This is a genomic window from Granulibacter bethesdensis CGDNIH1 (genome assembly GCF_000014285.2).
Taxonomy (GTDB): domain Bacteria; phylum Pseudomonadota; class Alphaproteobacteria; order Acetobacterales; family Acetobacteraceae; genus Granulibacter; species Granulibacter bethesdensis.
Map to the genome: position 1 here is coordinate 1,152,362 of NC_008343.2, position 15,979 is coordinate 1,168,340.

20 protein-coding genes and 2 tRNA genes are annotated in these 15,979 nt (G+C 58.8%); 8 read left to right on the forward strand and 14 right to left on the reverse strand.

The annotated features are described in order from the left end of the window. Positions 1 to 72 precede the first annotated feature (72 nt). The 3 genes from GBCGDNIH1_RS17570 (at position 73) to GBCGDNIH1_RS17580 (ending at position 1,260) form a co-directional block, all read left to right on the forward strand. On the forward strand, positions 73 to 396 hold the full coding sequence (locus tag GBCGDNIH1_RS17570; RefSeq protein WP_011631722.1) for an integration host factor subunit alpha: 324 nt from the start codon (positions 73 to 75) through the stop codon (positions 394 to 396). Beyond that, the gene (locus GBCGDNIH1_RS25000; protein ID WP_011631723.1) at positions 393 to 1,046 is read left to right on the forward strand and encodes a MerR family transcriptional regulator; all 654 of its coding nucleotides are present in this window, start codon (positions 393 to 395) and stop codon (positions 1,044 to 1,046) included. The genes GBCGDNIH1_RS17570 and GBCGDNIH1_RS25000 overlap by 4 nt, the downstream gene beginning before the upstream one ends. 140 nt (positions 1,047 to 1,186) lie before the next feature. Next, positions 1,187 to 1,260: transfer RNA gene (locus tag GBCGDNIH1_RS17580), tRNA-Pro, on the forward strand. Between the two features lie 52 nt (positions 1,261 to 1,312). On the opposite strand, the gene GBCGDNIH1_RS17585 is transcribed toward GBCGDNIH1_RS17580, so the two are convergent. After that, positions 1,313 to 1,798: a hypothetical protein gene (locus tag GBCGDNIH1_RS17585; RefSeq protein ID WP_043452779.1), complete on the reverse strand. Its 486-nt coding sequence runs from the start codon at positions 1,796 to 1,798 to the stop codon at positions 1,313 to 1,315. A 72-nt stretch (positions 1,799 to 1,870) separates the two neighbouring features. Between GBCGDNIH1_RS17585 and cutA the strand changes: the two genes are divergently transcribed. Beyond that, positions 1,871 to 2,200 carry a divalent-cation tolerance protein CutA gene (gene cutA, locus GBCGDNIH1_RS17590; RefSeq protein ID WP_011631725.1) on the forward strand — a complete coding sequence of 110 codons (330 nt, stop codon included), beginning with the start codon at positions 1,871 to 1,873 and terminating at the stop codon, positions 2,198 to 2,200. 11 nt (positions 2,201 to 2,211) lie between these two features. Here cutA and GBCGDNIH1_RS17595 read toward each other — a convergent pair whose 3' ends face one another. Next, a complete protein-coding gene (locus GBCGDNIH1_RS17595; RefSeq protein WP_011631726.1) occupies positions 2,212 to 3,342 on the reverse strand; it encodes a bifunctional 2-C-methyl-D-erythritol 4-phosphate cytidylyltransferase/2-C-methyl-D-erythritol 2,4-cyclodiphosphate synthase in 1,131 nt (376 codons plus the stop codon). A 279-nt stretch (positions 3,343 to 3,621) separates the two neighbouring features. Between GBCGDNIH1_RS17595 and GBCGDNIH1_RS17600 the strand changes: the two genes are divergently transcribed. Then, positions 3,622 to 4,008 (forward strand): response regulator, encoded by a 387-nt coding sequence (locus GBCGDNIH1_RS17600; protein WP_157691989.1) that lies wholly within the window; start codon positions 3,622 to 3,624, stop codon positions 4,006 to 4,008. Positions 4,009 to 4,051: 43 nt separating this feature from the next. Here GBCGDNIH1_RS17600 and GBCGDNIH1_RS17605 read toward each other — a convergent pair whose 3' ends face one another. Then, positions 4,052 to 4,306: a CsbD family protein gene (locus GBCGDNIH1_RS17605; protein WP_011631728.1), complete on the reverse strand. Its 255-nt coding sequence runs from the start codon at positions 4,304 to 4,306 to the stop codon at positions 4,052 to 4,054. A gap of 252 nt (positions 4,307 to 4,558) precedes the next feature. Here GBCGDNIH1_RS17605 and adh point away from each other — a divergent pair, with 252 nt between their 5' ends. Together adh and GBCGDNIH1_RS17615 are read left to right on the forward strand one after the other, a co-directional pair. Continuing rightward, positions 4,559 to 6,079: an aldehyde dehydrogenase gene (gene adh, locus GBCGDNIH1_RS17610; protein WP_025286504.1), complete on the forward strand. Its 1,521-nt coding sequence runs from the start codon at positions 4,559 to 4,561 to the stop codon at positions 6,077 to 6,079. A 70-nt stretch (positions 6,080 to 6,149) separates the two neighbouring features. Next, positions 6,150 to 6,536: a DUF779 domain-containing protein gene (locus GBCGDNIH1_RS17615; RefSeq protein WP_157691990.1), complete on the forward strand. Its 387-nt coding sequence runs from the start codon at positions 6,150 to 6,152 to the stop codon at positions 6,534 to 6,536. Between the two features lie 62 nt (positions 6,537 to 6,598). Here GBCGDNIH1_RS17615 and GBCGDNIH1_RS17620 read toward each other — a convergent pair whose 3' ends face one another. From GBCGDNIH1_RS17620 to hisG, 10 genes are all read right to left on the reverse strand, one after another. After that, positions 6,599 to 7,447 carry a ferredoxin--NADP reductase gene (locus GBCGDNIH1_RS17620; protein ID WP_011631731.1) on the reverse strand — a complete coding sequence of 283 codons (849 nt, stop codon included), beginning with the start codon at positions 7,445 to 7,447 and terminating at the stop codon, positions 6,599 to 6,601. A 215-nt stretch (positions 7,448 to 7,662) separates the two neighbouring features. Next, on the reverse strand, positions 7,663 to 7,947 hold the full coding sequence (locus GBCGDNIH1_RS17625) for a hypothetical protein (protein ID WP_025319069.1): 285 nt from the start codon (positions 7,945 to 7,947) through the stop codon (positions 7,663 to 7,665). Between the two features lie 83 nt (positions 7,948 to 8,030). Then, a complete protein-coding gene (locus tag GBCGDNIH1_RS17630; RefSeq protein WP_011631733.1) occupies positions 8,031 to 8,399 on the reverse strand; it encodes a hypothetical protein in 369 nt (122 codons plus the stop codon). 88 nt (positions 8,400 to 8,487) lie between these two features. Beyond that, positions 8,488 to 8,563, reverse strand: a tRNA-Phe gene (locus tag GBCGDNIH1_RS17635). 76 nt (positions 8,564 to 8,639) lie between these two features. Further along, positions 8,640 to 8,870: a DNA gyrase inhibitor YacG gene (locus GBCGDNIH1_RS25065; RefSeq protein ID WP_011631734.1), complete on the reverse strand. Its 231-nt coding sequence runs from the start codon at positions 8,868 to 8,870 to the stop codon at positions 8,640 to 8,642. 16 nt (positions 8,871 to 8,886) lie between these two features. After that, positions 8,887 to 10,032 (reverse strand): ribonuclease E/G, encoded by a 1,146-nt coding sequence (locus GBCGDNIH1_RS17645; RefSeq protein ID WP_011631735.1) that lies wholly within the window; start codon positions 10,030 to 10,032, stop codon positions 8,887 to 8,889. Between the two features lies 1 nt (position 10,033). Beyond that, positions 10,034 to 10,672: a Maf family nucleotide pyrophosphatase gene (locus GBCGDNIH1_RS17650; protein ID WP_043452780.1), complete on the reverse strand. Its 639-nt coding sequence runs from the start codon at positions 10,670 to 10,672 to the stop codon at positions 10,034 to 10,036. Positions 10,673 to 10,692: 20 nt separating this feature from the next. Beyond that, on the reverse strand, positions 10,693 to 10,911 hold the full coding sequence (gene infA / locus GBCGDNIH1_RS17655; protein ID WP_011631737.1) for a translation initiation factor IF-1: 219 nt from the start codon (positions 10,909 to 10,911) through the stop codon (positions 10,693 to 10,695). Positions 10,912 to 11,047: 136 nt separating this feature from the next. Then, positions 11,048 to 12,337, reverse strand: a complete 1,290-nt coding sequence (hisD, locus tag GBCGDNIH1_RS17660; RefSeq protein WP_011631738.1) for a histidinol dehydrogenase — start codon at positions 12,335 to 12,337, stop codon at positions 11,048 to 11,050. Between the two features lie 13 nt (positions 12,338 to 12,350). Continuing rightward, positions 12,351 to 13,007, reverse strand: a complete 657-nt coding sequence (gene hisG / locus GBCGDNIH1_RS17665; protein ID WP_038512894.1) for an ATP phosphoribosyltransferase — start codon at positions 13,005 to 13,007, stop codon at positions 12,351 to 12,353. Between the two features lie 239 nt (positions 13,008 to 13,246). On the opposite strand from hisG, the gene GBCGDNIH1_RS17670 reads away from it, so the two are divergent. After that, complete coding sequence (locus GBCGDNIH1_RS17670) at positions 13,247 to 13,726, forward strand: glutathione peroxidase (protein ID WP_011631740.1); 480 nt, start codon at positions 13,247 to 13,249, stop codon at positions 13,724 to 13,726. Between the two features lie 4 nt (positions 13,727 to 13,730). Here GBCGDNIH1_RS17670 and GBCGDNIH1_RS17675 read toward each other — a convergent pair whose 3' ends face one another. Beyond that, the gene (locus tag GBCGDNIH1_RS17675; protein WP_157691991.1) at positions 13,731 to 15,947 is read right to left on the reverse strand and encodes a TonB-dependent receptor; all 2,217 of its coding nucleotides are present in this window, start codon (positions 15,945 to 15,947) and stop codon (positions 13,731 to 13,733) included. Between the last annotated feature and the right edge of the window lie 32 nt (positions 15,948 to 15,979).

The window sequence follows — 15,979 nt, forward strand, 5'->3', positions numbered from 1 at the left end:
TAAGTGGTCATGCAAGTGTTTGATCCTCCGAGATTTGTTGACTGTTTGCATCGACCTCCGTAGCGTGTCTGCATGCATACCGTGACCCGCGCGCATCTGGCTGAGACGATCTATACGCAGGTCGGTTTGTCGAGAAATGACTCGGCACTCCTGCTTGAGACAGTGCTTGAGCGCATGTCATCCGCGCTTGAGGCTGGAGAATCGGTAAAAATCAGCGGGTTCGGGACATTTTCTGTCCGCCAGAAAGGTCGCCGGATCGGTCGTAATCCCAAGACGGGGATTGAAGTACCGATCATGCCGCGCCGCGTTCTGGTCTTCCGGCCCAGTCAGGTTTTGAAAGCACTTGCAAACGGACTGACACCGCCAGCCATCGCTGATACTGGGGATGACGAATGACCACTGCTGTGGACGGCTTCCCGGAGCAGGGGGGAAATGAGACAGGGCCGGATCATGATCCGGCGGATGAAGCTTCCAGAGCATCAAGGCTGCGCAAGGCCCCCACCGCTTTTCGTACGATCAGCGAGGTGGCGGATGAGCTTCATATTCCCCAGCATGTGCTGCGTTTCTGGGAAACCAAATTTCCCCAGGTCAAACCGCTGAAGCGTGGTGGGGGACGCCGTTATTATCGTCCGGATGATATTGCCCTTCTGCGCCGTATCTCGGATTTGCTGTATATTCAAGGCTATACCATCAAAGGTGTACAGCGGCTGCTCAGGGAAGGCGGCGGCCGGCTGTCGGATAATATTCCACCCCCGCGTGCTGATGAACGCGCGGATATCGACGCTGGAACCGGGCAGGGGGGATTATCCTCTTCCGTTTCCTCCGGGCGTCCAGTGCAGGTGGAGGCTTCTTCTGGTGAGATTTCTCAGACTCAGACATCTTCTGCATCTGAAACGGCCATGGAGGCAGAGATCAAACGCCTCCGTGTTGCTCTTCAGCAAACTCATGACGCGTTGCTCGAAGAGCGCAGCAGGGCTGATCATCTCCGTTCCCTGCTGGAAGCATTAATCGATGAGTTGGGTGATATTCGTCAGGTTTTGCCATAAGCAATAACCTTGACGATTTTTGTCGGGCTGTGCGGTGTCCGGTGAGGACTGAAACCCTCTGAGCATTCTCCCCATGTATGTTTCTTGGGTTCGCTCTCTTGCGAAAGGAACGTCCCCCTGCTACACGGCACCCACATTGACGGGCAGTAGCGCAGCCTGGTAGCGCATCAGTCTGGGGGACTGGGGGTCGTGGGTTCGAATCCCGCCTGCCCGATATGAAAAAGGCCGGTTCTTACAGGAACCGGCCTTTTTCATTGGATGATGCCTCAGTCGCGATGCCAGCTGACCGGGATCGGGGACGTGGCGGAATGATTCCAGACCTCGTGCCCACGATACTCGATGGTGCAGGCCGGCATTGTCAGTGTGGCAAGCAGGCGATTACCCGTGAATTGCCCCTGAAAGACATTGCTGCCGATTGTTTCCTTGAAAAAACCGTTCTCGTTGATCAGAGGCGTAAAAACCAGACCGGACGAGTAGGCATAGGTAATGGAATGATCGCCGACGGTGAATATGCCTGCGTGGGGCGCCATGCAGCCGGGCGAAGCTCCTGCGATGATACGGGCATGTGCCTTGTAACTGGCATCATGCAAGCTGAGCGGGTAATAAACTGGCTTCCCGGCCCGTAAATCAGGATCGGGTTGGGAACAGGCGGATAGCCCGATCAGAAGGATTGCAATGGCGGCTGGCTTGTTCATGGCAGTCTGTCCTCGGCTGACGGGCAGATAGGCGGCAGTATCCGGCAGCAGAGCCATGATTCTGACCGATCTTGTTGTTTCATTACCTCGGTGGAGGAAAGGCGGCAACGGCCTCACGAAGGGAAAGCCATGACAGAAGAAAAGCCGGTTGTGGTTTATGCCACCTGCGCTGATGAGGAAGAGGCGCGCCGCATCGGACGGGCCTTGATTGAGGCTTGTCTGGCCGCCTGCGTGAACATGCGGCCCCATACAGCGATTTATCGCTGGAACGGCCAGATTGAGGAAGGAGCTGAATTTGGTCTTCTGATCAAGACGACCGCCTCACAGCAGGAGGCCGCGATGGCTTTGATCAGGCAGATGCACAGTTATGAGCTGCCGGGCATTCTCTGTCTGCATGTGGCGGGAGGAGATCCCGCCTATTTGCAATGGATATGCGACAATGCAGGTGGTCAGCGGTGAGGATGGCAATCTCAGGCCGGTATCATGATGATCACGGCCGCCTGGGCGGCGATGCCCTCCTCACGGCCCGTAAAGCCAAGTTTCTCGCTGGTTGTTGCCTTGACTGAAATCTTGTCGATGGAGACTCCCAGCAGCTCAGCCAGACGGGCGATCATGGCCGGCGCGTGAGGCGTAATTTTCGGCTTTTCGCAGATCAGCGTAAGATCGGCATTGGCCAGAAAACCGCCCCGCGCCGCGATGCGCTCAGCCGCATGACGCAGGAAGCGGGCGCTGTCCGCATCTTTCCAGCTTGCTTCGGTCGGCGGGAAATGCCGACCGATATCTCCCTCAGCCAGCGCACCGTAAATGGCATCGCACAGCGCATGAATGCCGACATCAGCATCTGAATGTCCGGCCAGTCCCTGATGATGTGGAACCTCAATACCGCATAGAATCAGCTTCCGGCCTGTTTCGAAGGCATGCACATCGTAACCGGTGCCGATGCGCGGGATCATGGAGATGGACATGCTACGCTCCACTCGGGCCAGATCGGCCGGATAGGTGACTTTGATATTGTCTTCCGCCCCGGGGACCAGAGCCACGGAATGCCCGGCCTGATCCAGCAGGGCGGCGTCGTCGGTTGCGCCCCCGGGATGGTCCCGGTGAAGTGCCAGCAGAACGGAAAATTTGAACGCCTGCGGCGTCTGGGCACGATACAGCCCCTCGCGAGGGACGGTTGAGTCGATAATATTGCCTGCCGCACGCTTTAGCGTATCGGCGACGGGGACGGCGGGAATGGCACCGTCGTGGATTTGCAGAGCCTCGATCAGATCTTCAATGGTGTGATCGGGAAAATAGGGGCGTGCGGCATCATGGATCAGTACGATATCAGGTGCATAGGGCACCAAAGCTTCCAAACCGGCACGGACACTGTCCTGCCGTTCTTTTCCGCCATCAACAATCGGTAGATGGTCCAGACCCTGCAGAAGGGGTGCGATATCGTCAGCACACCCGACCGGTTGCAGCAGATCGACCTTCGCCGACAGACGCTCGGCTCCATGCCTGATCAGCGGCTTTCCGCCTACCGGCAAGAATTGTTTGGGAATATCGCTGCCGAAGCGTGAGCCACTGCCGCCAGCTACGAGAATCGCTGCAATACGCATGCGCGGGGTGTGTTCCGGTGGCGGGTTTCTGTCAACCAGTGATGTCCTATCCCTGACGATCAGTTAGAAAGGGGTATCATAGAAGCAAGCGATGAAAGAAGTATTCAGGCTATTTTAATAATAATTACACTAATGATATATTAATTATGGCATTACAGAGTGATTGATTTTTTGAAAGATTTATCACGATAGTGTTTGTTGTTTGTTATAAGAAAGTATCTGATATAGAGCATCCTATCGGTGTACTGTCTGCAACATTTTGGATGCTCTGCCGACGCATTGACTAAGGATTATTTAATTATTTTGAAATCTGCCATCTCTGTGTTGCTTGTTGAGGATGACGGTGGCGTACGTGACGTCATTCTTGCAGGGCTGTCGGGCCGTGGATTTGTGGTGGCTGCCGCTGAAAGTGGCGAGTCCGCTCTGGAAGTGCTCAGAGAACATGGTGGCTTTGATGTGGTGATCAGTGACATCTGCATGCCGGGTATGTCGGGCTTTGATCTGCGTCAGAAAGTCATGGCGCTTTATCCAGACACGTATTGCATCCTGATTTCAGGTTATACTGACTGTGTGTCAGAGCCTGTTCCCATCCTCCGCAAGCCATTCAGGCTTTCACAACTGGAGGACAGGATCAGATTGTGGCAGATGGGGAGTCAGCAGCAATAACGTCCTGGGTCAGGCGTTATTCCTTTAGCTGCGCCGGATAGTCTCAGCGGCGGCCCGTTATAACCCCCACCAGAAAGCCGATCCCTGCTGCAATGCCGAGTGCTGTCATGGGGTAATCAGCCGTAAAGCTTTTGACAGTATCACAGGTCTCAGCCAGTGCGCTTTGTGCCTCACCATATCTCTGTCGAGCCTTGCCGTGGATCTCGGTTTCAGTATCTCCGGTCAGCCGGCCGATTCCTTCCTGTACTTTGCCGGCCAGTTTTTCTGCCTTGCCTTCAAATTCTTCAGCTTGAGACATTTATTTTGTTCTCTCTCTGTTCTTATGGGCCGGTCCTGTCATCCTGACCGTATTCTGCTCTGGCAACGCCGGGCCTGTGGGCAGGTTGCGTGACAAGACAATATGATAACCCCGATCATTGCCTGTCTCTATGGGGTGACAGAATGCCTTTCTCGTTGCATGCTGTCTGCGAAGTTGTCGGGCATTGATGTTCGGCGCGGGATAAACGTCACAATATAAACAGAGCACTTTGTGCCAGCAGGGGACCGTACCATGGCAGACAGTCCATTGAATGAAGTCGCACATCATATCGCGATCCGGCCGCAATACGAAAATTTCATCGGTGGGCGTTGGGTTGCACCGGTCAAAGGTCAGTATTTCGACAATATTTCTCCCATTAATGGGCAGGTTATCTGCAAGATCGCCCGCTCATCGGCTGAAGATATCGAACTGGCTCTGGACGCCGCCCACAAGGCGCGGGAAGGCTGGGGGCGTACGGCACCGGCTGAGCGTGCGCGCGTCCTGCTGCGTATTGCCGACCGTATGGAAGAAAAGCTGGAGCGTCTGGCGCTGGCGGAGACCATTGATAACGGCAAGCCGATCAGGGAAACGACTGCGGCCGATATTCCGCTGGCGATCGACCATTTCCGCTATTTTGCAGGCGTTTTGCGGTCTCAGGAAGGCTCGATCAGCGAGATCGATCACGATACCGTCGCCTATCATTTCCATGAGCCGCTGGGTGTGGTCGGGCAGATCATCCCATGGAACTTCCCGCTGCTGATGGCTTGCTGGAAGCTGGCGCCGGCTCTGGCGGGCGGCAACTGCGTGGTGATGAAGCCCGCCGAGCAGACCCCCATGAGCATCATGGTGCTCATGGAGATCATCGGTGATCTTCTGCCGGAAGGCGTGCTGAACATCGTCAATGGTTTCGGTGTGGAAGCTGGCAAGCCGCTGGCCCAGAACAAGCGTATCGCCAAGATCGCCTTCACCGGTGAAACCACCACCGGTCGTCTGATCATGCAATATGCCTCTGAAAACCTGATCCCGGTGACGCTGGAGCTGGGTGGCAAAAGCCCGAACATCTTCTTCGAGGATGTTGCCGCCGAGGATGATGATTTCTTCGACAAGGCGCTGGAAGGCTTTGCCCTGTTTGCGCTCAATCAGGGCGAGGTCTGTACCTGTCCCAGCCGCGCTCTGATCCATGAAAAAATTTATGATCGCTTCATGGAAGCTGCGACCCGGCGTGTGCAGGCGATCAAGCAGGGCAACCCGCTCGATTCCAGCACCATGATCGGTGCACAGGCCTCGAACGATCAATTGGAGAAAATCCTGTCCTACATCGATATCGGGCAGCAGGAAGGTGCGAAGCTCCGCACCGGCGGTCAGCGTGTGAGGCCGGGTGGCGATCTGGATAACGGTTTCTATGTCGCGCCGACCATTCTGGAAGGCCACAACAAGATGCGCGTGTTCCAGGAAGAAATCTTCGGTCCGGTCGTAGCTGTCACCCGCTTCAAGGATGAAGCGGAGGCGCTCTCCATCGCCAACGACACGCTGTACGGCCTTGGGGCAGGCGTGTGGAGCCGTGATGGCAACCGTGCCTATCGCATGGGCCGTGGTATTCAGGCCGGGCGAGTCTGGACCAACTGCTACCACCTCTATCCGGCTCATGCGGCCTTCGGTGGCTATAAGCAGTCCGGCATCGGGCGTGAAACCCACAAGATGATGCTGGATCACTATCAGCAGACCAAGAACCTGCTGGTCAGCTATAGCCCGAAGAAGCTCGGCTTCTTCTGATCCTGCCCGGCTACACTCCGGGCCAGATAAGTCATCCGGCCCGGACAAGCGGGGAGGAAAGGCAATGCCAATGGTTGATCGCGTCACAATCACCCCGGCCGCAGCGGAGGTAATCGACCGCTTGAGGGGCATTCATGGGGATCTGATTTTCCATCAGTCCGGCGGCTGTTGTGATGGCAGCGCCCCCATGTGCTACCCACGAGGCGATTTCAGGGTCGGTCAGCAGGATGTCCTGCTGGGTCGTATCCATGACTGTGATTTCTATATGGGAGCCGCCCAGTTCGATTACTGGCGTCATACCCAATTGATTATTGATGTCGTTCCGGGACGCGGCTCCGGTTTTTCACTGGAAGCCCCGGAAGGGGTTCGTTTTCTGACCAGAAGCCGCGTCTTTACCGATGATGAGTGGCATATTCTGGAAGCGCAGGGCGATCCGCCGCGCGGAGCGTCCAACTGAGTGTCAGAAACGAAAAAAGCGCCCGGATACGTTCCGGGCGCTTTTTTGTGCGGGTAGCCGACTTATTTCTCGGCGAAAGCTTTTTCGTAGACGAAGGCACCGGGGGAGGAGTTGTTACCCTCATCCAGTCCTTCTTTTTCCAGCAAACTCTTGATATCGGCCAGCATCGCTTCACTCCCGCAGATCATGGCGCGGTCATGTTCCGGGTCCAGACGGGGCAGGCCCAGATCCTGATAAAGCTTGCCGTTTTCCATCAAGGTGGTCAGGCGTCCCTGATTACGGAACGGCTCCCGCGTGACGGTGGGATAGTACAGCAGCTTTTCCCGCGCCAGTTCACCGATGAATTCGTGTTCTTTCAGATCGTTTTCCAGCAGCTGGGCATAGGCGTGCTCGTCGGCAAAACGGGTGCCGTGGGTGATGATCACCTTCTCGAAACGCTCATAAGTTTCGGGATCGCGCACCAGGCTGAGGAACGGTGCAAGACCGGTGCCGGTCGAAAGCAGATACAGGTTGCGTCCGGGCCGCAGATTGTCCAGCAGCAGAGTGCCAGTGGGCTTGCGGCCGACCAGAACCTCATCCCCGACCTGAATATGTTGCAGGCGGGAGGTCAGCGGGCCATTCGGAACCTTGATGCTGAGGAATTCCAGATGTTCCTCGTAATTCGCACTGGCCACGCTGTAGGCGCGTAGCAGAGGCTTCGGCTTTTCGTCCTCTGTCATCAGCCCGATCATCACGAACTGGCCGTTCTCGAACCGGAAGCTCATGTCGCGGCTGAGGGTGAAGCTGAACAGCCGGTCCGTCCAGTGATGCACGCTCAGCACTTTCTGGGCGGCGAGGCTCGCGGGGATCGACGCCGGGTCGATCAGAGCCGGCGGCCGGGCAGCGTCGATCACATCGGTCACAGCGTTCATGGGGCCTCCCTGTTCATATCAGTCTTTCTCTCCCTGAACACAGAGAGAGCAGCCAATGGCATCTTCGCACCGGCGACACAATAAGATGCGAATCGTTCGCAAATACTGTACCGTGCAGGAAAAGACGGCAAGTAGCCATCCATCTCTATGACGACAAGAGGAATTTGCGCGGAATCTGTTCGTGCAGCCCTGCTATCCACAGAACGGAGGCGTTCTTAAATGAATTCCCCGCGCAGGAAGCCCAATGCAGGGACCGGACGCCATGCTTTCGGCAGATCAGCGCGCCGTATAGGGGCCACGGTATAGCTGGGCAGCGGCTGGCGGCAGGATCGCAGAAAACCGGTATAGGACCGCACCTGCTGTATCCTCCAGTCCCGGTCTTGAAGGGCGGCATCGCGGCTGGGGAATATCTCCGCGATCCTTCTGCGTCGCCCGACGGAGGCGATGACGGCCCAGAGCGTATCATCCCGTCTATGTGTAATACTGATGACCTGGCTCAAGGAACCCCCTGAATGGTGGCCGACGATAGAGCGGTTCATCATGAAGTCAGTCGATAGCTGGCTTCAAGCATAAAGCCGGGCTGCTATTCTTTATAATAGGCGGCTTGGGGGAATTCCTTGAGGCGAAGCGCCCCGGTGGAATCCACACTGAGATTGATCGTATCGAACGGCGTCTGTTCATCCGCAGTATCAGCGGGGTCAGAGTCCAGGGTGATCGCCCGCCCGTCAGCATGCCAGTCACCCATATTGGCGCGATGGTAGGACCCATAAGACAGATCCCACTGGAACCGCCCATCCGGATGCAGCATCAGATCAGAATGTGCCTGAGGAATACCGCGTAACACATAGCGTCCTGCAAAAGCCTCTTCCGTTTTGCCGGCAAGAGCAGTCTGGCTTGCTGAAATCATCAGAAAGACGGTGGTAATCAGGCAGGAGCGCATCTTGATCGTCATTATTGTCAGTCAGCGATCATGGCAGACAAAGCCACGTTGCAGGACGACAAAGGGATGAACAATAAAATGGGGACAGGCAGGGGGAAAATGGTGCCCAAGGGCGGAATCGAACCACCGACACTGCGATTTTCAGTCGCATGCTCTACCAACTGAGCTACTTGGGCACTGCCGCTACCGGCGGGGCAGGAGTTAGCGCAGCCCGAAGCCGGGATCAAGATGGGTGACGACAATATGACGCTTTTATTCGTCGTCGGATGATTCGGGCTGCTCTGCCGGGGGACCGGGAATTCGATAATCTTCCTGTAACCAGCGGCCAAGATCGACATCCGCGCAGCGGCGGCTGCAAAATGGCATATAGCTGTGATCGAACGTAGAATCGGAGCCTGATTTGTTGCAGATCGGACAGCGGGAGGCATTCATTGCAACATGATCCTCAGAGTCGGGGGTGGAAAGGCTGATGGAACAGCCCATGGGATCGAAAATACGGTCAGTCTGTTTCCGGACAGATAGCCCGATCCCCTCGCAAAGCGGGATCAGAGATCAGAATCGGCAGCAGACCGGTCTCGTGCCGGAACTCCTCCAATGCACTGCTATCCCTGCTCAAGGCCTCGTGAACCGCGGGAGAAAGACGCAGGCTCGGCTGTCTGCCGGGATTTTTGATGCTCCAGCGCCATCCCTGTCGCAAAACGGCCAAAGCCGCCGCGTGCGGGCCTTGCAGCATTTCATGCAAAGGTGGACGGAGACGCTGGCGTGAGATTTCCGCGAAACCGAGCGCGGTGAATCCGTGCAGACGGGGATGAAGCGGGTCTTCGGCCAATGCTTCCGTCAGAGGGGCGGCAAAACTCGGCCTTTTGCGGGCCTGAACGCCCGCCAGATCCAGCAAAATGGCACCTGACAGGTTTCGTAACCGTATCTGCCGGGCAATAGAGGGCAGAATCGCGTGATTGATCTGCATCTGGGCGCGATTTTTGGAGTCTCGTGCCGCACTGGCCGACCCCGCATCGACATCCAGTGCCACCAGTGCTGCGGTCGGCTGAACATGCAGCATGGCCCCCCCCGGCAGCAGGGCATCAGGGGTAGCAAGGGCTGCGATATCGGCTTGCAAAGCCTCATCCCAGACCGGCTCTACGGCCATCCTCACACGCTCCCCATAGATTGGCCGCAGGGAGGCGAACACAGCGTGGTTATCAACGAGGATTATGGCACCAGGAAAGGCGACGGCGAGATCATCCAGCCCGGTCGGGCCGCGATGGAGCAGGAGGGGAGAGGCCCCCTCCGGCATGTCATGCGCCGGGGCCGGTATGGTGGCCAGTCTCGGTCCTTTTCCACCTGATGCCGATCGGGTCACCCGGACAAAAACGGGTTCCCCTGTTTTGGGCAGAGAGGCATGGCATGCGCTGTCAGGCAGAAACCCTTCCGCACCATCAGGCAGAGCCACGAATGCGCCCGCCATGGCGGAAACCCGCGCTATGACCCGGCCACGGTACATATCCCCGAATCCATCGGGCCGACCGGGCCGGTCGATCATGAAATCAAGCAGTTGATCGTTCTGTGTCAGGGCAACCCGACGCTCGCCGGGCGAGCAGGAGACTCGAAGGAAAAGGGAAAGCGGAGATTCGGATAATCCGCTCATCTCAGAGCGAACGGAAACCCAGCCCGCGCAGCAGCTGGGCGGTCTCGAACAAAGGCAGCCCGACGACATTGCTGTAGCTGCCGGACAGGAAACGGATATAGGCGGCCGCCAGACCCTGAATGGCATAACCGCCGGCCTTGCCGCGCCATTCGCCGGAGGCGATGTAGGCTTCCTGTTGGAGATCAGTCATCCGGTTGAAAGTGACGGCGCTTTCGACGATTCGCTCGGCCCGTTTGCCGTCGGGGGCAATCACCACCACCGTGGTCCAGACATGATGACGCCGACCGGAGAGCAGCGTAAGGCATTGCCTTGCCTCGGCCTCGGTTTCGGCTTTCGGGAGCGCGCGGCGACCAACCGCAACAACAGTATCCGCCGCGAGAATAAACGGGGCAGCCAATGGAGCGTCAGATTGTTCCCTGAGCACGCGAATGGCCGTGTCCGCCTTGCCTTGGGCAAGACGGCGGGAGAGAAGGCGTGGAACCTCCCCTTTAAGTGGAACCTCCCCTTTAAGGGGTGTTTCGTCGATGTCGGTTGCAAGGGTCAGGGCCGGTATGACCCCGATCTGGGCCAGCAGGGCCGCCCGGCGAGGACTGGCGGAGGCCAGTACAAGCGGGCACGCGGTGGCCGGTTGATCCGGCATCACGTCAGGAACCCGCCCGCTTATTTGAAGCGGAAGGTGATGCGGCCCTTGGTCAGGTCATAGGGCGTCATTTCGACGTTGACCCGGTCACCTGCCAGCACGCGGATACGGTTCTTCCGCATCTTGCCGCTGGTATGAGCCAGAATAGAATGCTCATTGTCCAGCTTGACGCGAAACATCGCGTTGGGGAGCAGCTCCATGACGGTGCCGCTGAACTCGATCATGTCCTCTTTAGACATCAGAACTCTTCAATTGTGTCGATTGCGGGCGGAACATGGGGCGTGGCGGCCTCCACGTCAAGGAAACCATGCGGGGGGCAGGTCCGCGCTGGGTGCCTGATGGCAGAAAAGCAACAGCAAACAAGCGTGGCAGGGATCACTGCCCCAGTCGCAGGGCGATGCTTCTGGCATGGGCCTGCAAACCCTCGGCCTCCGCCAATGTCACAGCGGCGGGACCGATGCGCTGCAATCCGCTTTCCTCGGCGGCGATCCAGGTGGTCCGCTTCAGAAAATCGAACACCGACAGGCCGGAGGCAAAGCGGGCCGTCCGGTTGGTTGGCAGAACGTGATTGGGGCCTGCGACATAATCCCCCAGCGCTTCCGGACAGAAACTGCCGAGGAAGGCTGCGCCGGCATGGCGGATACGGGCAAACAGGCCGGCAGGATCATCGGTCATGATCTGAAGATGCTCCGGAGCCAGACGATCAGTCAGCCGGGCTGCTTCATCCCAGTCCCGTGCCAGAATGATCGCGCCGTGATCGCGCCAGCTGGCCCCGGCAATGGTGGCGCGGGGCAGGGAGGGAATTTCCTGTTCCACCGCTGCCGCCACAGCGTCGGCAAAGGCCGGGTCGATGGTGATCAGAATGGATTGCGCGGCTTCGTCATGCTCGGCCTGTGCCAGCAGGTCGACAGCAACCCGGCGCGGAGACTGGGCCGCATCGGCCAGCACCACGACTTCTGACGGGCCGGCGATACTGTCGATTCCCACCCGCCCGAATACCTGCCGCTTGGCTTCGGCAACATAGGCATTGCCGGGACCGACCACGCGATCCACCCGCCCGATCGTAGCGGTACCATAAGCGAAGGCTCCCACCGCCTGAGCGCCGCCGATCCGGTAGATTTCAGAGACACCGGACAGGCGCGCCGCTGCCAGCACCAGAGGATTCAGCACCCCGTCCGGCGCGGGAACGCACATGGCGATGCGCTCCACCCCCGCCACGCGAGCCGGGATTGCATTCATCAGCACGGAGGATGGATAGGCCGCCTTGCCACCCGGCACATACAGCCCGACCGCATCCAGCGCGTTCCAGCGCATGCCGAGGGTGATGCCATCCTCATCATCCAGCAGCAGATCGCGCGGCATCTGGGCGCGATGAAACCGCTCGATGCGCTTTGCCGCCAGCGCCAGCGCTTCGGTCTGGTCGGAGGGGACGCGGGCAATGGCGGCGTTGATCTCAGCCTCCTGCACCCGCATTGTCTCTGGTGTCAGGGTCAGGCGGTCGAAACGGGCGGTGTATTCCAGCACCGCGTCATCACCGCGTGCGGCGACATCGGCCAGAATTGCGGCCACTGCCTGATCGACGGTGGCGCCGCTTTCACGGGGGGAATTCAGAAACGCTGCAAAACGGGCCTCGAAATCCGTGGCGCGCGTATCAAAACGCTGCATTCTGGCTCTCCGCTCAGGCGTTCAGGGCGGCGCGGAAGCGGGCAATCCAGTTGCCGATTGCCTCCGGGCGGGTTTTCAGGGCGGTGCGGTTGACGATCAGCCGGCTGGTGACATCGGCGATGACCTGCGTTTCCACCAATCCATTGGCTTTCAGGGTGGAGCCGGTCTGAACCAGATCCACAATCACCCGCGACAGGCCGAGGCTCGGGGCCAGCTCCATCGCGCCATTCAGATGAACGATTTCGGCCTGCACACCGCTGGCGGCAAAATGCCTGCGTGCAATGTTGGGATATTTGGAGGCAACCCGCACCCGCGACCATGTGCGCGGATTGTCCTGCCCGGCTGTTGCCACCGGCTCTGCCACGCTGATGCGGCAGGCACCGATTTTCAGATCCAGTGGCGCGTAGATTTCCGGATAGTCGAATTCCATCAATACATCGGCGCCGCAGATACCGATCTGTGCACCACCGAAGGCGACGAACGTGGCTACATCGAATGGACGTACCCGCACCACGTCCAATGCCGGATCATGGGTCGGAAAGCGCAGACGGCGGCTGCTTTCATCCGCATAATCGGCGGCGGGATGAATCCCGACCTTATCCAGCAGAGGCTGGCATTCGGCGAGAATACGGCCTTTCGGCAGGGCCAGCACCAGCGGTGCATCCAGCATGGCGGTGCTATCCCCGCCCCCTGCCGACACGGCGGTACCCGGAGAATGGAAAGAGGTGCCGGGAGCGTCACCGGCTGTCAGCGGAACGGTCATGCGCGCCGTCTACACCGGCAGACGCGGCGGGAAAAGGCCGCATGACACCTGATTGCGGGCTATCAGGCGCAATACAGCCATCCGGTCGCCTCTGGCCTGATGGAGAGAGCGGGTTTATCCCATCCTGAACCAGGGCGGAGACAGCAATGACCAGTCTTTATGATTTTCAGGCGACCATGCTGGATGGGCAGGTCGTACCGCTGTCGCGCTGGCGTGGGCAGGTGGCGCTGGTCGTCAATACGGCCAGCCGTTGTGGCTTTACCCCGCAATATCAGGGGCTGGAAGCGCTCTACCAGCGTTTTGCCGCTTCCGGCTTCGTGGTGCTGGGTTTCCCGTGCAATCAGTTCGGCGCGCAGGAGCCGGGCAGCAGTGAGGAGATCAGGACTTTTTGTGATACGCGCTACAGCGTCAGTTTCCCGATGTTTGCGCGGGTGGAAGTCAATGGCACCAACGCCCATCCGCTGTTCGATTATCTGACCCGTCAGCGCCGCGGCCTGCTGGGGACACGGCGCATCAAGTGGAATTTCACCAAATTCCTGATTGGACGGGACGGCGTGCCGGTGGCCCGCTATGCCCCGTCCTGCAAGCCGGAAAAGCTGGAAAAAGCGGTCTACCGGCTACTCTGACGGATCAGAACTTTACATTGGCCGCGAATGTGATCGTGCGTGGCAGCCCCAATATCCATTGCTGGCTGCCATAAGTGGTGACGGCATAGGCGGTGTCGAACAGGTTGGAGACCCGCGCTGCAAGACTCAACTGATCGACCGGCTGCCAGTTCAGACCCAGATCGACCACGGTATAGGCCGGGCGCGCATTGGCATTCGCGTTGTCGGCAAACGCCCGCCCGACAAAGCGCAGTCCGGCCTGCGCCTGCCAGCGTGGTGCGAATGCCCATTCCGTCCAGAGATTGGCGGTTTGCAGGGGGACATTGGGCGGCGTGTTGCCATTGCGTGAGACCGGAACACCGCCGGATGTTTCCGTAAAATCGTCAAACCGCGCCTGAAGGATGCTGCCATTGGCATTGACGCTCCAGCGGGGGGTGATGGAGGCGCTGACATTCAACTCCAGCCCACGCGAGGATTGCTGCCCGATCTGCTGGGTGACGCCGGGATTATTCGGATCGGCCGAAAGCAGATTATCCCGCGTGATGTCATAGGCGGCGAAGGTCCATTGCAGCCTGCCATCGGCCAGATCCTGCTTGATCCCGATCTCCCCCTGACGGCCATGCGACAGGTCAAAGGCGGAATTGGCGAGGTTTGTGGTGATCAGCGTGCTGGTGGGGGGCAGAACGCTGGTCGAATACTGTCCGTAGAGAGACAGAGTCTGCACGGGCTGATAGACCACTCCAACGCGCCATGTCGGAGCATCATAGGTTTTATCGAATGGCTTCCCGGTGGTGGGCATCGCGTTATGCAGGTCCAGATGATCGAACCGCACCCCGGCCAGAATAGAGATCCGGCGCGTGATCTGAAGTCTGTCTTCCAGAAACGGTGCAACCTGCCAGGTGGTGGTCTGAATATCCTTCCGGTTTCCGGCCAGATTGATGAAGAAACCGGGATTGATATTGTCGAGCGGAACCTGTGACATACCCCCGAACGGTGCATTACTGAACCGGCTGAAGCTGATGTAGTTTACCTCCATCCCGGCACCGAGCGTATTGCCGAGACCGAACAGCGTATGGCGCCAGGTGCCATCCAGCCGGTCGCCATATTGTTCCTGCTGGTGCGTCAGATCGAGATAGCCGTCCCGCTGCACCATATTGCTGGCAGGCAGAGAACGATAATTCTCCGCATTCACCCAATGCCGGTTTGTGGAGAGGCGGTAGGCGATGTTGCGCAGGGTCAGGCTGGCGGTTGGTGTCCATTCGGCATGGAGATTGGTCCAGTCATCCTCATAATGCAGGATGCTGTTCTGGACGTTATAGTTCTGGTCGCGCAGGGAACGGTCCAGCGATCCACGCACCAGTGGAATACCGTAATACCGCATCGGATCCTGCATGGCATGATCATGAGAGACCGTCACAGTGAAATCCTGACTGGGCCGGTAGCGAAGTGCGCCCTTCATATCCAGACTGTCCGAATTGCCACGCTGAACATAGCCGCTGGACATCTGCCCGGCGATATCCAGCCGGTAGCTGATGGTCCGGCTCAGCGATCCACCACTATCCAGCGCCAGACGGCGGGTGAGGTTGGTATCCAACAGCGCTGCGACCTCGTTGCGGATTTTTCCCTCGAAAGGCTGGCGGGAGACGACGTTGACCACTGCTCCCACCGCGCCCTCGCCGTAGATGACGGAGGCCGGGCCGTGCAGCACTTCCAGCCGCTCTGTGCTCCATGTGTCGAAGGGGAAGGTGACGGTGCCGGCACCGGGATAGAGCCTGACACCGTCGAAAAGCTGCATCACCGCGGCCTGACCGGTGAAGCCGCGAGCGCTCAGCGCGGTGCCGCCATTGCCCGGCGTGCCGATCATGGTGATGCCAGCTTCCCGGCTGACGGCGGCATCGACGCGCAGATCGCCACGGGCGCGGATCGTGTCGCCCTCCAGCGTATCGACGCTGGCCGGGGTCTCCATGGGCGTGAGACCCAGACGGCTTCCGGTGGCGTTGGGCTGGTTCAGGGAGAGTGTGCCGGTGGCTTCACTCGTCACGGCCTGCCCTTGCACTGACAGGGCAGGCAGGGAGCTACTCTCCTCTGCCGCAAAAGCCGCAGGCGATGGCAGCAGGCAAGGTGTTGCAAAAGCAAGCGGCCATAGTCTGGAAAATCTGGTTCTGGTGATTTTGTGGTTGGCATGGGCGTACCATGCCGCTCCGGAACGCCCGGAGCGTCGGAACTGGTCTTTCGTCATCATGTCCCCCATCTCCGGGACACCCCGCCCGGATG

Coding starts and splice junctions, on each gene's coding strand:
- GBCGDNIH1_RS17645 (WP_011631735.1), bottom strand. CDS start 10,032: ATGAGCGGATTATCCGAATCTCCGCTTTCCCTTTTCCTTCGAGTCTCC.
- GBCGDNIH1_RS17620 (WP_011631731.1), bottom strand. CDS start 7,447: ATGAACGCTGTGACCGATGTGATCGACGCTGCCCGGCCGCCGGCTCTG.
- adh (WP_025286504.1), top strand. CDS start 4,559: ATGGCAGACAGTCCATTGAATGAAGTCGCACATCATATCGCGATCCGG.
- GBCGDNIH1_RS17615 (WP_157691990.1), top strand. CDS start 6,150: ATGGTTGATCGCGTCACAATCACCCCGGCCGCAGCGGAGGTAATCGAC.
- GBCGDNIH1_RS25000 (WP_011631723.1), top strand. CDS start 393: ATGACCACTGCTGTGGACGGCTTCCCGGAGCAGGGGGGAAATGAGACA.
- hisG (WP_038512894.1), bottom strand. CDS start 13,007: ATGCTGGATGCACCGCTGGTGCTGGCCCTGCCGAAAGGCCGTATTCTC.
- GBCGDNIH1_RS17630 (WP_011631733.1), bottom strand. CDS start 8,399: ATGACGATCAAGATGCGCTCCTGCCTGATTACCACCGTCTTTCTGATG.
- GBCGDNIH1_RS17585 (WP_043452779.1), bottom strand. CDS start 1,798: ATGGCTCTGCTGCCGGATACTGCCGCCTATCTGCCCGTCAGCCGAGGA.
- GBCGDNIH1_RS17670 (WP_011631740.1), top strand. CDS start 13,247: ATGACCAGTCTTTATGATTTTCAGGCGACCATGCTGGATGGGCAGGTC.
- GBCGDNIH1_RS17650 (WP_043452780.1), bottom strand. CDS start 10,672: ATGCCGGATCAACCGGCCACCGCGTGCCCGCTTGTACTGGCCTCCGCC.
- hisD (WP_011631738.1), bottom strand. CDS start 12,337: ATGCAGCGTTTTGATACGCGCGCCACGGATTTCGAGGCCCGTTTTGCA.
- cutA (WP_011631725.1), top strand. CDS start 1,871: ATGACAGAAGAAAAGCCGGTTGTGGTTTATGCCACCTGCGCTGATGAG.
- GBCGDNIH1_RS17595 (WP_011631726.1), bottom strand. CDS start 3,342: ATGCGTATTGCAGCGATTCTCGTAGCTGGCGGCAGTGGCTCACGCTTC.
- infA (WP_011631737.1), bottom strand. CDS start 10,911: ATGTCTAAAGAGGACATGATCGAGTTCAGCGGCACCGTCATGGAGCTG.
- GBCGDNIH1_RS25065 (WP_011631734.1), bottom strand. CDS start 8,870: ATGGGCTGTTCCATCAGCCTTTCCACCCCCGACTCTGAGGATCATGTT.
- GBCGDNIH1_RS17570 (WP_011631722.1), top strand. CDS start 73: ATGCATACCGTGACCCGCGCGCATCTGGCTGAGACGATCTATACGCAG.
- GBCGDNIH1_RS17675 (WP_157691991.1), bottom strand. CDS start 15,947: ATGATGACGAAAGACCAGTTCCGACGCTCCGGGCGTTCCGGAGCGGCA.
- GBCGDNIH1_RS17605 (WP_011631728.1), bottom strand. CDS start 4,306: ATGTCTCAAGCTGAAGAATTTGAAGGCAAGGCAGAAAAACTGGCCGGC.